This window comes from Streptomyces sp. NPDC057099 (genome assembly GCF_042671245.1).
GTDB lineage: Bacteria > Actinomycetota > Actinomycetes > Streptomycetales > Streptomycetaceae > Streptomyces > Streptomyces purpurascens.
The window spans coordinates 1-14,833 of sequence record NZ_JBHUTX010000037.1 but is presented as its reverse complement, the minus strand read 5'-3'; the positions used below and the strand labels follow the sequence as shown (position 1 = coordinate 14,833).

Sequence of the window (14,833 nt, the reverse complement as noted above, 5' to 3'; positions counted from 1 at the left end):
TCGACTGGAGTTCCCTCATGTCCCTGATGGCGCCCGAGTTCTTCGCCGAGCTGTGCCTCCCCTTCCACGACCACACCGTCGTGGCCAACACCTACTACGCCGCCCCTGTCCCGGGCACGCCCCTGCGGCTGCGGATCGACTTCAGCCGCACCATCCATGCGGACACCTACGGCGGCCTGCGCCTGGCAGTCGTCCACCCGGACTGCGGCGAGATCGACGCGGTGGCGCTCAGCTTCCTGGACCACGGCACCTTCCACCGCCGCGACGAGGCCACCAACACCCGGCCGAACACCCAGCAGCACGGGACCTTCGACAAGCACCATCGCCCCGGCCGCCCGCCGTGGGACGGGGCCGTGACCACCGGGCTGCGCGACGCCATCGAGCAGTACACCGCCGTCTGGTTCCCCGGCGCCTGGGCCGCATCCGTGCCCAGGCGCACGGCCGGCCGTACCCCGCGCAGCACTCCAGCCCAGCTGGCTACCCCCGCCGGGGCCCGCACCCGCTGAGCCCTCGTCCCGAACCCCTGATCGGCGGCACGGCAGTGCTGATCCCGGCAGGCGGTGGTGCCTTCGCCATGGCGCGCCGCAGCCGCACGGACGGCCCCGCCGACTACTCCACCGAGAGCTGACCCCAACCCCGCCTTCTTCGCGACACAGAGCCCCCGGATTCCACAGCCTGGAATCCGGGGGCTCTGTCGTCCTCGAACACGTGGATGCCTCGTAGGCTGCCGCAGTGATCGAGCCCTCCTCGCTGCCCGGCGATCCCTCCGAGCTCCGCCTGCGCATCTCCTACGACGACGAACTCTGGGACACCCCACAGGCTGACACGCTGGAGCGCTGGAACGTGGCCGTCCTGCACCGCCAGCACACCCACGGCACAGGGCCAGAGCCGGTCAGGCCCAGCGGGTACGTGGCCCCCGACTCCCCGTCGGGCACCGTCGAGGACGTCGCCGTCGGGTCCATGACGTTCTACCGGGTGCACCTCGACCGAGGCCGCAACGCATTCTGGGCCATGGAAGAGGAGTCCCAGGAGCTGTACGAGACCGCCCAGGTCCTCCTCGATCCCGAGACGGGCTTCTTCACCCAAGAAGCCAGCGAGCGACTGGACTACGTCGGCTCCGCGCTGCTCGTCATGGATCGGGTGACGCTGGATCCCCCATGGCGCGGGCACGGACTGGCGGCCGTACTCGCGAGTGAGGCGATCACCCGGCTCATGGCCGGCTGCCGGGCCATCGCCTGTTCGCCCGGCATCACCGACCTCAGCAGCCAGCGTCTGACGGACAGGTCCGAGTGGGACCGCGTGAATGCCAGGATCGCCCAGGGGTGGGAGCGCCTGGGCTTCCGCCCCTACCGAGACAATGTCTATCTCCTGTCTCCCACCTCGCAAGACCTTGAGGAACAGTGCGGCGCACTTCGCAGGCATCTTGCCGATCTTGGTGCGTCCTGGCGGACCGGTGCTTCATGACCGGCCCCGCCAGCACATGAGGCGAGCACGCCAGGAAGCCTGCGTACCCCGGAGGCGGGTCTGCCCCTTCTCGGTCCGGCGGTGTCTTCGGCGACGGGGCGAGCCTGTCGGGCTCCAGGTTGGTCTTGTCCGGGTGTACGCAGGCCGGAACTCTCATGTCGGAGAGGGGAGAGGTGCCGGTTCGCCGGGTTGAAGGGGCACTCCCAGGCGGGCGGGCGTGTAGTGGACTCGTGGCCGTCACTTCTGGCCCGGCGGAGGCTTGCCGGGATCGTCGGCCAGCACGACGGCAGCCGTGACCCGTTTGCCCACCGGCTCGTGGCTGATCTCCAAGCTCCGGCACACCGCCCTGGCGACCTCCAGGCCGTGGCGCCCGACCCGGCCCGGATCAGCCCTGCAGGCCCTCGGCAGTGTCGGATCGGTGTCCCACACACTGATGGCCACGGCATCATCGCTGACCTCCAGGTCCAGCTGACACGGCCCTGGGGCGTACTTGAACGCGTTGGTCACCAACTCGCTGACCACCAGCTCCACCACGCCCGTCGCACGATCCGAGACGTGCAGCCCATGGACGGCCTCGACGTCGGTCATGAAACGGCGGGCCGCGTGCCGGGCGTCAGCGATCGGCTCGCTGCCGTCGAAGAGCACGGCGGACGGGGGCGCTGTCGGCTGGTGTCCGTCTTTCGCGCACGGTAGAGCCACACCTGTCACCCTTGTCCCGAGTACATACGGTCAATATCACGCATGCCCGCCAAAAGCCTCCGCACTCCCCAGCACCCGGTTCACCGTCCAGCCCGGCCCCGGCCCCGGCCAGGTCGCGGAGGTCTGCCAGCGCGAGGACCTGGCGGAGCCCGCTAGATCGGGATCGAGGTACGACGGGCCAGCGGGCTCCGGGATCTCCAAGGCCGGCAAAGCGTGGCTCAAGGGCTTCCGCGGCATCGCCACCCGATACGAGAAGACCGCCACCTCTTACGAAGTAACGGTCACACTCACATCGCTCCTGCTCCGGGCAAGGTCCTCTTGAAGACGGAGCCTAGAAGTGCCGCAGGCGCAGCAGGAACTGGCAGCCGCCGGAGCGTCCGTCGGTGTCGATCTTCACTGTGACCGGAGAGTTGGCGAAGGCCGAGCGGGTCACGGGCGAGGAGTCCGAGCACTGGCCCGGTTCACCGTCGGCATAGAGCTGAACGTCGAGGACGATCCTGCCCGTCACGGTGAAAGTGAGGTTGCACCAGCCCGGCTGGCTGTCGGTGTCGACCCGGACCGGCGTCCCGAACGCCGGGATCGGCAGCATCGGCACCGCGTTGGGACCCAGGTTGTCCCCGCACTGGCCTACACCGCCGGCGCTGCGGGTGAGTTGATAGCTGATGGAGGAGCCCGCGAGGGTGCCGTCCGGGTCGGTGACGCCGAACGCCAGCTGACAGCCGCCGGGACGGTTATCAGTGTCGAAGCGGATGGCCTCCGTCCAGTTCGGCGAGGTGGCCCACTGCTCCCCGGTCCTCCCTTCGCACTGACCCGTGCCGTCGGGGTGGAACTGGATGCCGATCTGCGGTTCGGCGCTCTGTGGGGCGGCTTCCGACGCGTACGCCGCTGTACTGGACAGACCGCCGACCATGAATGCGCCCGCGGCCAGGACGAGGGCCAGCGATCTGAGACGTCCGGTCATCCGTAATCCGCTCATACGAGAGTCTCCTCGGAATTTGTGGGCGCCACGGCTGGGCCCGGCGACGCCGCTGTCGTGTGCCAACCGGCCAGGACGCGGCTGGTCCAGGCCACAGTATGGGCTGCTGACACCCCGCCCCTGTCGGCGTGAACACGCCAACCTTTGGGTCGGGGTCGAGGCGGTCGCAGGGCCTCGGGGATCCCGTTGATGACCTGGCGGTCCGACGACCGGGGCCGTCCACAGACGGCCCGCGGTATCAGCGGAGCGAGCAAGCCCCACTCGCGGTCGGTGAGTTCATGACGGCGAGTCACCCCACCATGATCCACCGCTCATGATCTTTGAAGACGGACCCTAGTTCAGCTGGTCCCCATGCCGCTTTCTCCCCGCGCTGAGGCGGAGAGAGCAGGGGTCAGATGCGGTGCTCAGAGTGGCCAACTGATGTGCTCGGTCGCCCCTCCCTGTGGCTGGGCGTCGTTGTTGGCCGGAGCCGCGCAACACCGGCCGTGCGAGAGGCTTCGGCGTCACGCGCGAGCGCGGAAGATGAGTTTGCTGTCAAACGACTCCGTTGGGTGGCAAGGGACAGCAGTTCGTGTCCGTTGACATCGAACCCAGTCGTTTTGCCATCGAACCGAGTCGTGCCGCATCCGGCGTGCCTAGAACCACGAAACGAACAAGGGCCGACGGCAAGCCGCCCGCCCTCTGGTCAGCTATCCCACAGCACAGCACGCCCTGCAGCTCGTCAGCCGCCGAGAGTCCCCATGCACGTCATGCACCGGCTCGTCGCCCGCAGCTTCGCGTTCCCCCCCAGTGGCGATGGCTGGGCTGCCTTCGCTGATACGGCCCCAATCTCCGGGGGACGGATCGAGGATCCAACCCCATTTCGGGGGCCGCACCTCGTCTTCTGTCATGTGATCGCAGGCGCCTGGAACGTGCGCCTTACCATTCTGTTTGATCAAGATGGCGTTGCCGGGGAACCGCCGCCACTCCTGTCGAACACGCCTTTCGTCCGGGTGCGCCTTGGGCACGCTGCCATCAGGAGGGCAGGCGCACCCCATGCCGATGACGTTGTCGCATCGCTCGCAGCGCACCTCTTTCATGTGTACGAGTGTCCCATCCGAGAGTGCGTAGCTCACGCCTAATGGCATGGCCGTGTCCACTGCGGAGACACCGAGAGATCACCGCTACTCGACTGGGTTGGATGGCAAGGCGGCTGGCTTCGCTGACAACGGACAGTTCGCCGGGGGCAGACAGGAAAGGTCGCGGAAAGACTGGCCAACGGGTGCGAGGACATGTCAACGTAGACGACCTTGCAAGAAACCCCAGGTCAGAGAGGTGATTGCCTGTGACCGTCGCCCCTGTGGGCCCCGGTTTCTCCACCACCGTCGAAGCCCTGCGACTGCGGGAGTGGCAGCTCGGTCCCGGACAGCCGACGCTGGTCATGGACCAGTTCTCCGCCGAGGACTTCCATGTGGTCGTCGATGATCGCGGGGACGTGCACGTCGGCTCCACGGACGGCAGGTTCTACCTCGGCTGGTTCCCGCTCGGCCGCCCCGGAACGGACGGCGAGGGATGGAAGATCGCCGTCACCGGCACCGCCAAGGTCCGTGGCTACCACCTGTCGTTCGATACCGAGACGCCGGCCGACATCGTCGCCGCCGCCGTAGCGCGCGTGCTCGAGACCTCACGCCGCCTCTGACAGGACGGACACCGACAGGTAATGCCCGGTCTGTCAGTGGCCGGCTGTACCGACCGCCGGCCCGTTCCATCGCTCCCCGTTTCCCCGCACCCCAGGAGGCTGTTCGTGACGTCCCCGGAGATGACCGTCGGCGGTCTCATCGATCTGCTGTCCGCCTGCGACCGGAGTGCTCCGGTCCGCCAGGCGATGAACCCGTTCTTCCCGATGGCTCACCGATTGGATCAGGTCGTGGAGTCGGTGGACGAGACCGGCCGGAAGGTCGTCTATCTCGCCGAAGGGCGGGACAAGGACGCACAGCTCGGCCACCTGCCGCCGGAGGTCGCCGTCGCGCTGACGTGGCAGGGCCCTGTCCAGGCACCCCCGTGCCGTCCCCGCCGCCGTGCCGTCGGCAACTAGATACGCACCGAGCCTTTGGAGGCGCCCCTGTATCCCGATGTCCCGCCCGACCCGTTCACCCCGCAGCCCGCGTTCTGGGTCGGTCCCCGGCATCTTGCCGGTGATGATGGGCGCTTCTACGACGTGGTCGCCGACGCCCTCTCCGGCCTGGGCTGGACGGGCCTGACGATCGTCCGCGGACGGCATGAGCCGGGCGAGGCGCTGGAGGACCGCCAGGTTCTGCGCAGCACCGTCCTGCACATCAGCCCCGACACGCTTCGGTGGGCCCAGTGGGTTCTGGCGGACGAGCCGTTCCACCTGGGAGAGCTGCCGATCGCCTGGCAGATCTCCGCCCGCGCCGAGGCGAGCAGCCCGCTCGCCCAGTGGTCGGCCTACTTCACCGGCGATGTTCCCGGCGAGGCGGTGGCCGACTTCCTCGTCGCGCTTGACGCAAGCGACCAACCCGCCGTGCAGCTTGCCGGATCTGAGCTGGTCCTCGACGCTGTCGCCGCCCACGGATGGATCCGCGATATCGACCAGCCCCAGGCGGCGGCGACGGACCCGACGTTCACCTCGCATATCAGCCTCGGCGAGGTACCGCCCCTCATCCAGGACGCCGACCCGCGCGCCCTGACGACCGAAGGCGACGAGAGGGGACCGGCCGGATGGCAGGCGTGGGCCGAGCCCGCGCTCGGCGCACCCTGCCTGTGGGCGGCCAGCTTCGGGGGCAGCGTTCCGCACGACCTCGTCGCCGCCTTCGCCGCCTCCCTCAGCACGACTGCACCGGTCCTGCGCCGGGTGCTGCCCGAGGCCACCCGAGAGCGCCTCCTGCGCGCCCCGGCCGACTGAAGAAGCTGGACCGCTATGTCTGCCCGACCTGTGTGAAGCCGGCCACCCCGCATTCGGGGCGGCCGGCTCGGTCCGTTTCTGGACTGCTGTTCACCGGTCGGGATGAACTTGCCTCCTCGCAGGGGGCACGAACTCCCGAACATCAGCGCGGCCGGACTCGCGGGGAGCACACTGACTCCGCGACTGGTCGGTCGTGAAGGAGAGGTCGAAATGCTCGAATCAACCACCGCCCCGACGCTGCGGACGGGCCGGTGCCAATGCGGTGACATTGCCTATGAGGTGGCAGGTGCTCCGTACGATCCGCACCTGTGCTCATGCCGTCACGAGAAGCGTCTCTCGGGCGGTCCCGCTGTGTTGTGGGTGGGTTTCCCGAAGTCCACGCTGGCCTGGACCGGCCTGGGCGGCGAGCCCACCTGGTACGCGACCTGGCCCACTCTTCATCGCGGCTTCTGCCCCCGATGCGGAAGCCATCTCGTCTCCGTGGACGTCGATTCGGACATGGTCATGGTGACCGGCTTCAGCCTCGACGACCTCGGCGGTACCGATCCTGTCGGGCACTCCTTTCGGGGCGAGGCAGTGGAATGGATGACGGTCACTCTCGCGCCTGATCCACACGCCGCACAGGCAACTTCAACGTGAATAGACCCAGCCCGACCGGTCGTCCGGGTCCGCCCCCGTCCGGCAAGCGCCTCCACCGGCTTCGACCGCAGGCACGTCTGCTGTGATCCATTCGGATGGACCTTGCCGGTTACGGACTCTGGAAGTTGAAGCATCGCCAATCCATGGGGTTATCTGCTGCCACCTGGCTGTGCGAGGCGGCCAGTTCCGGGTGCCGTGAACCGACCCTGGTACCGGCGGACAACCCCTCCTCGCATACTGTCCACGCCAACCGGTCTGTTGTTGATCTTCACGCGCCTTCTGCCGGGTCGGGGCAGGAACGAAGGAGAGCGTGATGTTCATCGAGCAGCACATCGTCAGTGTCCGCCGCCAGTTCACCGGCGAGAGCCTGGCGGGGGCGCGGCGACACCTACGTGAACTGCGTGACTGGTCCGCACCGGTACCAGCGGCCCAGAACAGCGACCAGGAGCGGTTGGAGTCGCACCTGCTGCAGGCCCTGGGCACGGGACGAGGCCGTCACCCGCTGGGCATCAGTGAGATCGTCCCCTTCGCTGACCGGCTTGTCCTGCGCCTGGAATCAGCCGAACTTCTTACCGCGATGCTGCCGCTGCTGCCCTATCGCGATGGGCGCAGGTCCCGGCACGGCGTCGGCGACCTACGCGCTGCGGCGAGGCGCGGGGGGATCGAGCTGGTCGTGGGAAGGTCTGGTTCCGGACAGGTTCTCCTGGTTGGGCCACGGACAGGCTGTGATCTGGCCTCATTCCTGGTCGCCCACCGGGCAGCGGTGGAGGCCCGACGCCACGTGCCGTTGTGGACTGAGGACACCCCACACGATCCACTGCCCCGGCCCGCGCGGATCAGCACCCGTCCGGCACGGGCCCCAAGCCGTTCGGCTCGCGCCCAGCCCCAAGAAGTACACCCTTCCAGCGATCGCTTGGCCAGCGCTGTACTGCGTCGGCTGCGCCTGTGGGAGCAACTGGCCGGCGACAGCACCGTCACGGTCACCAGCCGACCGCAGCCGGAGGGGCACGGCCTGGCCTGGACGGTGGAACGGCGTCTACCGCAGGGCAGCGACCTGCATGACAACGACATTGCCGCTATCCTCGCCGACCCGGTGGCTGGCCCGGGACTGACCGCAGACACCAGCGGCCATCATTGCGACCATCAGCAGTGCGTCCAGAGCTTCGCCTCAGCTCGGCTCACCATCCGCACGGTCGACGGCGAGGGTGCACCCGCCGCCCGGCAGCGCACTCGCCCCCGCGCCACCGCGGCGATCTTGCGCGAACGGCACACTCCCGGCGACACCGTGGTGGGTGAAGTCCCAAAAGGACACGTCCTCCAGCTGCTGGACCCCCAGGGCCACGACGGGCAACTCATGGATGCTGCTGAGCAACTCGCCGCTGGTTGGGCGCAGCAGGGGCTGCTCACACTCGCGTTGCGGGTCTGGGCATGGGACCGAGAGAGGCACGACGGGAAGATCTCCTGGCAGCGTTCCCGCCTGACTGGAGGATCCGGCGCCATGTTCACAGGTGCGGCCGGCCGCACCGAGCGTGGCAGCCTCGAAGACGACATCACCAGAGCCCGGGCGGACTTCGACCACATCATCATGGTCAAGTGTCAGTGCGTGGAGATGCCCGCGCTGTCCATCTCCCCGCTGGCCGACGACCACCTCATCGTCGCTGGCGGCCGTTTCCCGAAAACGACCAGAAGCACCACGGTGCACTCCGGGAGACTCCACCGTCAGACCATCGAACTCACCCCCGCCGAGTCCGCAGTGGCATGGCTGAACCGTCGGCTGTCGAGATTCCCCTACGCCGACGTACCCATGACCGGCCTGCTGCTCGAAGGTGAACCCGAAGCGAGCGGCCCAGACTCCTTCGACGGCATGGTCGACGCCGAACTGGCCCGGCACGGGATGCCGGTGCTGGGACGGCTGCCTCAGAGCAATCGCCGCGGCCCTCGGCGCACGGTGCTGGACCACCTCCCTGACGATCACCGGGCCTTCGTGATCAGTCAGAGCGCCCAGATCCGGAGGGGCCTCGGTTCAGCGCGTGCGGACGGGACAGCGCTCACCGCCGCACTACACGAGTGGAGGAGGGAGCTAGGGTACGACCGGGGCTGAGGCGGGCCCGACTCGTAGCGAGCACGGGGTCGGGCACAGCGGGAAGCTGACGAGGTGTTCGGCCTGTCCGGCCCTGCACCCAGGCTTTGTCGGCGCTGGGGCCTCCTGCTCGTCTCCCTAGGCGTCGGCTCGGGCATGCTCGTTGTGACGCCCTTCAGCTCCACTCGGCAGTGCGACGGTGCCCCCGACCGTAATCGGTCGGGGGCACCCATCAGGTAGCCGACAGTCAGCGAGTGGCGGCCTTGGCGAGGGCGGTCTCGAGGTGGCGGTCGACGAGGGCGGGGGAGCCGGAGACGATCAGCAGCAGGCTGCCGTCGCGGATCGCGGTCTGCTTGACCACGGTGCTCCGTCCTGCGGCGGTGAACGTCAGGAGCTGGCTCCACTGCTCGTCGCCGCCGGCGTGGGGTGCGGGCAGCTTCCGCGAGGTGACGTCGATCGGGGTACCGCCCGCGATGACCTGGTAGGCCGGGCAGCCGGTCATGGCGTCGAAGATCCGGCCGATGCTGTCGGAGAGCTTCTTCGCGCTGTCGCTGTACAGGTCCTCGGAGATCTCCGAGGAGCTGCCGCCGTAGGTGAAGGCCGTCTTCGCCTTGTGCGGGAAGGTGAGCGTGCCGCCGGTCGCGGCGTCGCCGCCCAGCTCGCTCAGGGCCGGGCAGCCGACGACGGTGACGTCGTCGTGCTGGGCCGGACGCTGCGGTTTGGGCAGGTAGCCGCTGCCGAGGTCGCTCTGGTCGAGCAGGCGGGACTCCAGCGCGGCCGACGAGATCGGGGCCGTCTCCTGGACGGCGCCGTACGGCTTTCCCGTCCGGACGGGGGAGGGGGTCTGGTGCTTGGCCCCGGTGGGGTCGGTGGAGCAGGCGGGCAGGGCGAGGAGGACGGCGGTGATACCGAGGGCGGTGGTGGCGACGCGAACGCGCATGACGGAACTGACCCCTTGGTGCTAGGCGACGGGTGGTCAGTGCGGGCCCGAGGGCCCGGTGGGGTCGTAGGAGTGGTGGTCAGTGCCCGAGGTGGCGCAGGCAGTCCTCGAACGTGGCGTACGTCGCGTCTGCGGGGCCGCTGTTGCGGTTGAACCAGGCGGTGTCGATGCGGGTCTCCACCTGCTGGTGGCCTGCCCGGCAGCGCAGCCAGATCTCGCCGCGGGTGGAGAGGATGAGCCAGTCCCGGTACGCGCCGCACTCGGCGCAGGCGGCCATCTCGCCGTCGAGGACGAGGGGCTGCTTCCACGGCATCATCTTGCCGTCGACCTGGTCGTGGCTCGGCACGCGCAACTCGGGCGGGAGGAAGTCGTCCACGACGGCGGCTGGCGCGGCGGGCTCCGGCTCAGGCGCCCGCACGCCGAAGCCGGGCGGGACCTGGTCCTGCAGTTGTGCGTGCAGCTCGGCGAACCGTCTCTGAGCTTCGCTCGGCTCCTTGGCCCGGCGGCGTATCCGGTGAAACACCCTGGCGTCCTCCTCTACCTCGGCACCTCGTCCTGCGCGTTTCATGATCGTGCCCCACGCCCCTGGCGGTTTCAATTCACAACGTCCACAGTCACCTTCGGCCAGGTCAGCAGGGTGATCGGGCTTCTCGGTTGCCCCGGCGACGAGTTGGCCACGCTGCGTGTCTCCGTGCGGCGAGGCGACGTTGCCGTGGTGTGCCCGATCACATAGCCGTTTCCTTCGTGCGCTCAACTCCGCGATGCCCTATGGCTCGATGCGCCCCACCTGTCCCATGCCCGACCGTCCTGCGGGCGCACGTGAGCCCGCAGCCTCCGCAGCGGACCTGGTCGCCACCGAGGCCCGATGTGGCGTATGACCATGCTGTGGATGGCGGGCGGTGCGGTGGCGCTAGCCCTCCTCCCGGACATGTGCTGAGGCCGCGTGGCGGCACCCGGCAGCCCTACCGGGTCTGACGCTCGTTCTCCGCTCCGCTGCGCCGCCTGCCAGGCGTGGAGGGCCTGGTCGTCGATCCGCGCGGTGTGGACCGGCTCCCTGCGGTGCTGGTCTCGGGCAGGCGGGAGGCATCGGCGGGCAGGCCGGCGGTCCGCCGCATCCGCCACACGAGCACGTCGCTGACGGAGTCCGCAGTTGCGAGTTCGCGACGTGCGGCAACGTCGGACAGGAGAGCGGCCGGGTCGTGGCCGGCGGCTTCGGCCTCCGCAACGGTGGCGGCCAATGCGTACCAGCCGGGCTCGGCGAGGATCTGCTCGGCCAGCTCCGGCACCGCCTCCCGGACCAGTACGGTCTGCCGCTGGAGCATCGGCCTGCTCAGACGCCGACCGCGCTGGTAAAGCACACCGAGGGGCTGGGCGGCGGCGGACTGGTAGGCGGTGCGCAGGTGCGCGGCGGCCCGGGTGGCGGCCTCGGCCTGCTGGGCGTGCCCCTTGCAGGCGTGCATCGCGAGGGCGGTGGGGGTGTGTGCCGAGAGTGTGCGGCGTTGGCGGCGGGTGTGGGAGCAAGACGGTGCTTCGGGCCTGCGGAGACGGGCAGCCACCGGACGCCCACCCAAGCTGGACGACACCCAGGTCGAGATGGTCCGGGCCGCGTTGGAGCAAGGTGCCCAGGCTCATGGTTTCGAGGCCGACCTGTGGACCCTGGAACGAGTCGGCGCGGTCGTCACCCGGGCAACGGGGGTGGTGTTGTCGAGGGCGTCGGTGTGGCGGCTGCTGACCGGCCGGCTCGGATGGAGCCTGCAACGGCCCGAGCGGCGGGCGGTCGAGCGGGACGAGTCGGAGATCGCCCGCTGGATCGCGCACGAGTGGCCGCGCATCAAAAAGGGGCCGTGAACACACGTGCCTGGATCGTCTTCCTCGACGAATCAGGCGTCTCCCTGCTCCCTCAGATCCGCCGCACCTACTCGCCCCGAGGGCGGACTCCGCTCCTGCGGCACCGTCTGAACTGGAAACGCGCGTCGATGGCTGGAGCCTTGGGCTACCACTCCACCGACCCCGATCGCGGGGCCCGCCTGTGCTTCCACCTCAAGCCCGGCAGCTACGACACCGCCGGGCTCATCGAGGTCCTGGAGCAGGTGAAGGTGTTCTACCGCGGCGAGCGAGTGGTCCTGGTCTGGGACGGCCTGTCCGCCCACTGGAGCCGGGCGATGCGGGCCTGGGTCGCCGAACAGGACTGGCTCACCCTGGAACGATTACCCGCCTACGCTCCCGAGCTGAACCCGGTGGAACTGCTGTGGTCCTCGCTCAAGAAGCGTGAACTCGCCAACCTCGCTGGCGACCACCTCGCCGATGTCGCCGACGCCACCGAGCAAGGCATCCACCGCATCAACGCCAACCCCCGACTGCCATGGTCATTCCTCGCCCATACCGGCCTGACCATCCGCCCACCACACCCACCGAACTTACGAAAAGATCAGTAGGCGATCAGCCTCAGGAAGTGTTGCGACTGACCGGGGCTCCGAACACATTCGTCATCCGGGCCCGGCCCGGCCTGCGAGCGCAAAGCCGACCGAGACCGGCGTCGATCGCAACCGCTCGGTCCGCCGACCGAACGGGCGGGCGAGTCCCGGCACCTGCTCGGCGAAGGCCCTGCGTGAGCAGGATTCCTCCGCGCAGATGAACCGGCGGACTCGTAAGGACACCACGGCGAACTTGATAGCCGCTGGCAGATCACGAGGAAACCGCAGATGGGAGCCGTGTATTTGAATCGACCAGCGTCCACAGCCCGGGCAGGCCGCCTGCTGTGCGGTCGTCCGGGCGGCGACCCGGACAACCGTGTCGGTCACCTCGACCGACACCACAGACACACCGTTTCGGCGAGGAGAACGGCAGCTCATCCAGCTGCGGCAGTACTTCGTTCACGGCGAAGGACTGCTGACCACCCTGTATTCCGAGCGGGCGATTTTCGGGCAATCTCACCGGACGCCACATGAAGATCAACATTCACCCTACGTACGCAACACAAGGAAGTGCACCGCCGCCCTGGACGCCCTCGCGGCGTTCAAGGCAGCCTTCCTCGCCGACGGCACCGACGAGGAGGCTATTCCGCTGCGCCGGAAGAATGAACTCCCACCTCCCCTCTTATTGCAGTCAGCTTGCAATAAGAGGGGAGCGACCCTTTCGGCCCAGTGTCCGGCGTCTGTGTCGTCGTTGAATTTGCGGGACGTTCACTTCGCCACTTTGCCGGTCCCACCGGCGCTTTCATCCGTCGCGGGTCGCGCAGCTGACGTCAGGTTGCAATCGAAGTCTGCGCGGGACGGGTTTCGGCGTGCTTGTCTACGGCTGCGTAGTTCTTGACGGTGTGGCCGCATTTCGGCCATCCCCGTTGATCTACCCCTCTTCCCGTCGGCACGGCCGGTGCGAGATATCTCGCCACGGTGCCGAACGCCGTCCCGATCAGCCTGCCCTCGCTTCCGTATGCCTGCCAGGCAGGGGGGTCAGCAGATAGAAGGAGTGCCGTGAAGGTTTCCCCGGCCAGGCCACGCTCTCGACGCGTCCTGGACCAGTCCCTGCTCGTGCTCGGTGCCACGACCCTGGCCGCCGGACTCGGTGCGATGGCTCTTGCCCCGGGCGTCAGCCTGGCCTCGAGCCACCGTGAGGCACCCCTGATCGCCGGGGACCCGCGGGCGGACAACACCGACGTGTACGCGTTCACCAGCCCCGACAAGGCCGACACCGTCACGATGGTGGCGAACTGGATCCCGATGGAGGAGCCCAACGGCGGCCCGAACTTCTACGCCTTCGGCGACGACCTGCGCTACACCATCAAGGTCGACAACAGCGGTGACGGCGTCGCCGACATCACCTACAGCTGGCGCTTCCGCAGCAGTTACCGCGATGCAGCGGACCAGTTCCTCTACAACACCGGCCAGGTCACCTCGCTGAACGACCCGGACCTGAACTTCCGCCAGGTCTACGACCTGGTCATCACCAGCGGCGGTAGGAGCAGGACCGTCCTGTCTGGTGTGCCGGCCGCGCCGTCCCGCACCGGTAAGGCGTCGATGCCCGACTACGCGACGCTGCGCAACCAGGCGACCTTCGGTCTGCCGGGCGGCGGCAAGACGTACGCAGGGCAGACCGAGGACCCGTTCTTCGCCGACCTGCGCGTCTTCGACCTCCTCTACGGCGGTGACCTGAGCGAGCGAGGGCAGGACACCCTGGCCGGCTACAACGTCAACACCATCGCCATCCAGGTCCCCAAGAGGCAGCTCGCCCTCAGGGGAACCCCCTCCCGTAACCCGGTCATCGGTGTGTGGTCGACCACCGAGCGTCGAGGCGTCACCGTCAACGACTCCCGGAAAGCAAGCAGCAGGGCGCAGTGGAAGCAGGTTTCTCGCCTCGGGAACCCGCTGGTCAACGAGGTCGTCGTCCCGCTGAAGTTCAAGGACGCCTTCAACACCCTCAACCCCAGTCAGGACCGTACCGTCCAGCCTGTCGTCGACAAGGTGTACGACCCGATCCTGCCCAAGCTCATTGAGCGTGTCTACGGCATCCCGGCCCCCGCGACACCCCGTAACGACCTCGCCGAGATCTACCTGACGGGCATCTGCAAGGTCTGCGGTCCGATCAAGGCGGACCTAAACGCACACCGCCTCAACAAGGACGCGCCGCTCCGGAAGATCGTCCCGGCGGAGGAACTGCGCCTGAACATGGCGGTGCCGCCCACCGCGCGGCCCAAGCGCCTTGGCGTCCTCGCGGGCGACCTGGCCGGCTTCCCGAACGGGCGCCGCCTCGCCGACGACGTCATCGACATCTCGCTCCAGGCCGTGGAGGGCGCCGCCCAGACCGGCGTTCTCGTCCCCGCGCTCGCGGACGGCGACAAGGTCGACACCAACGAGGTCCCGTTCGGCGGCTCATTCCCCTACGTCGCCCTGCCGCACACCAAGAACGTGAACCGCGGTCCCGCCGCGGCAGGCCGCAATGCCAGGCAGTCGTCAATGGAGAACACCGCGGCGAGCCCCGGCATGAAAACCACCCAGGCCGGGGTGGTGGCCGGCGTCGGCGCGATCCTTCTCGGCCTCGGCGGCTTCCGCCTTCGCCGTCGCGACAGGGACAGCTGAGCCGGCCGCAGTCCGCGACGGACCGCGGCCGCGGTGCCCGGGCCGGAGAGTGCCGGCC

15 protein-coding genes and 1 pseudogene are annotated in these 14,833 nt (G+C 68.6%); 10 read left to right on the top strand and 6 right to left on the bottom strand.

The annotated features are described in order from the left end of the window. Positions 1-17: 17 nt before the first annotated feature. Both ACFT4A_RS31555 and ACFT4A_RS31550 read left to right on the top strand, forming a co-directional pair. A complete protein-coding gene (locus tag ACFT4A_RS31555) occupies positions 18-506 on the top strand; it encodes a hypothetical protein (RefSeq protein ID WP_382836805.1) in 489 nt (162 codons plus the stop codon). Between the two features lie 226 nt (positions 507-732). Then, complete coding sequence (locus tag ACFT4A_RS31550; RefSeq protein WP_382836802.1) at positions 733-1,464, top strand: hypothetical protein; 732 nt, start codon at positions 733-735, stop codon at positions 1,462-1,464. A gap of 237 nt (positions 1,465-1,701) precedes the next feature. Here ACFT4A_RS31550 and ACFT4A_RS31545 read toward each other — a convergent pair whose 3' ends face one another. Together ACFT4A_RS31545 and ACFT4A_RS31540 are read right to left on the bottom strand one after the other, a co-directional pair. Continuing rightward, positions 1,702-2,109, bottom strand: coding sequence for an ATP-binding protein (locus tag ACFT4A_RS31545; protein WP_382836799.1), 408 nt, complete (start codon positions 2,107-2,109; stop codon positions 1,702-1,704). Positions 2,110-2,494: 385 nt separating this feature from the next. Continuing rightward, positions 2,495-3,139: a hypothetical protein gene (locus ACFT4A_RS31540; protein ID WP_382836796.1), complete on the bottom strand. Its 645-nt coding sequence runs from the start codon at positions 3,137-3,139 to the stop codon at positions 2,495-2,497. Positions 3,140-4,463: 1,324 nt separating this feature from the next. Between ACFT4A_RS31540 and ACFT4A_RS31535 the strand changes: the two genes are divergently transcribed. The 5 genes from ACFT4A_RS31535 to ACFT4A_RS31515 all read left to right on the top strand — a co-directional run bounded on the left by ACFT4A_RS31535 (position 4,464) and on the right by ACFT4A_RS31515 (position 8,781). After that, positions 4,464-4,817: a DUF317 domain-containing protein gene (locus ACFT4A_RS31535; RefSeq protein ID WP_382836794.1), complete on the top strand. Its 354-nt coding sequence runs from the start codon at positions 4,464-4,466 to the stop codon at positions 4,815-4,817. A 105-nt stretch (positions 4,818-4,922) separates the two neighbouring features. Beyond that, a complete protein-coding gene (locus ACFT4A_RS31530) occupies positions 4,923-5,213 on the top strand; it encodes a hypothetical protein (RefSeq protein WP_382836791.1) in 291 nt (96 codons plus the stop codon). A gap of 15 nt (positions 5,214-5,228) precedes the next feature. Continuing rightward, positions 5,229-6,041: a DUF317 domain-containing protein gene (locus ACFT4A_RS31525; protein WP_382836788.1), complete on the top strand. Its 813-nt coding sequence runs from the start codon at positions 5,229-5,231 to the stop codon at positions 6,039-6,041. 210 nt (positions 6,042-6,251) lie between these two features. After that, positions 6,252-6,680: a GFA family protein gene (locus tag ACFT4A_RS31520; RefSeq protein WP_382836785.1), complete on the top strand. Its 429-nt coding sequence runs from the start codon at positions 6,252-6,254 to the stop codon at positions 6,678-6,680. 313 nt (positions 6,681-6,993) lie between these two features. Continuing rightward, positions 6,994-8,781: a hypothetical protein gene (locus ACFT4A_RS31515; protein ID WP_382836782.1), complete on the top strand. Its 1,788-nt coding sequence runs from the start codon at positions 6,994-6,996 to the stop codon at positions 8,779-8,781. Positions 8,782-9,007: 226 nt separating this feature from the next. Here ACFT4A_RS31515 and ACFT4A_RS31510 read toward each other — a convergent pair whose 3' ends face one another. The 3 genes and pseudogenes from ACFT4A_RS31510 to ACFT4A_RS31500 all read right to left on the bottom strand — a co-directional run. Continuing rightward, complete coding sequence (locus ACFT4A_RS31510; protein WP_382836779.1) at positions 9,008-9,700, bottom strand: hypothetical protein; 693 nt, start codon at positions 9,698-9,700, stop codon at positions 9,008-9,010. Between the two features lie 79 nt (positions 9,701-9,779). Then, positions 9,780-10,223, bottom strand: coding sequence for a hypothetical protein (locus ACFT4A_RS31505; RefSeq protein ID WP_382836777.1), 444 nt, complete (start codon positions 10,221-10,223; stop codon positions 9,780-9,782). Between the two features lie 439 nt (positions 10,224-10,662). After that, positions 10,663-11,157, bottom strand: a pseudogene (locus ACFT4A_RS31500) (mobilization protein); the annotation flags it as partial. A 19-nt stretch (positions 11,158-11,176) separates the two neighbouring features. Between ACFT4A_RS31500 and ACFT4A_RS31495 the strand changes: the two are divergent. Further along, complete coding sequence (locus tag ACFT4A_RS31495; protein ID WP_382836774.1) at positions 11,177-11,548, top strand: winged helix-turn-helix domain-containing protein; 372 nt, start codon at positions 11,177-11,179, stop codon at positions 11,546-11,548. Beyond that, positions 11,545-12,135 carry a transposase gene (locus ACFT4A_RS31490; RefSeq protein WP_078646726.1) on the top strand — a complete coding sequence of 197 codons (591 nt, stop codon included), beginning with the start codon at positions 11,545-11,547 and terminating at the stop codon, positions 12,133-12,135. Before ACFT4A_RS31495 ends, ACFT4A_RS31490 begins: the two co-directional genes overlap by 4 nt. Positions 12,136-12,186: 51 nt before the next feature. Here the strand turns inward: ACFT4A_RS31490 and ACFT4A_RS31485 are convergent, their stop codons facing one another. Then, positions 12,187-12,552 (bottom strand): transposase family protein, encoded by a 366-nt coding sequence (locus ACFT4A_RS31485; protein ID WP_382836771.1) that lies wholly within the window; start codon positions 12,550-12,552, stop codon positions 12,187-12,189. Between the two features lie 621 nt (positions 12,553-13,173). Here ACFT4A_RS31485 and ACFT4A_RS31480 point away from each other — a divergent pair. Beyond that, positions 13,174-14,775, top strand: coding sequence for a DUF4331 domain-containing protein (locus ACFT4A_RS31480; RefSeq protein ID WP_382836768.1), 1,602 nt, complete (start codon positions 13,174-13,176; stop codon positions 14,773-14,775). The last annotated feature ends 58 nt before the right edge of the window (positions 14,776-14,833 follow it).

Excerpts from the sequence above, each read along its gene's own strand:
- ACFT4A_RS31520 (WP_382836785.1), top strand. The coding sequence starts at position 6,252 with ATGCTCGAATCAACCACCGCCCCGACGCTGCGGACGGGCCGGTGCCAA.
- ACFT4A_RS31515 (WP_382836782.1), top strand. The coding sequence starts at position 6,994 with ATGTTCATCGAGCAGCACATCGTCAGTGTCCGCCGCCAGTTCACCGGC.
- ACFT4A_RS31555 (WP_382836805.1), top strand. The coding sequence starts at position 18 with ATGTCCCTGATGGCGCCCGAGTTCTTCGCCGAGCTGTGCCTCCCCTTC.
- ACFT4A_RS31485 (WP_382836771.1), bottom strand. The coding sequence starts at position 12,552 with ATGAGCTGCCGTTCTCCTCGCCGAAACGGTGTGTCTGTGGTGTCGGTC.
- ACFT4A_RS31510 (WP_382836779.1), bottom strand. The coding sequence starts at position 9,700 with ATGCGCGTTCGCGTCGCCACCACCGCCCTCGGTATCACCGCCGTCCTC.
- ACFT4A_RS31540 (WP_382836796.1), bottom strand. The coding sequence starts at position 3,139 with ATGAGCGGATTACGGATGACCGGACGTCTCAGATCGCTGGCCCTCGTC.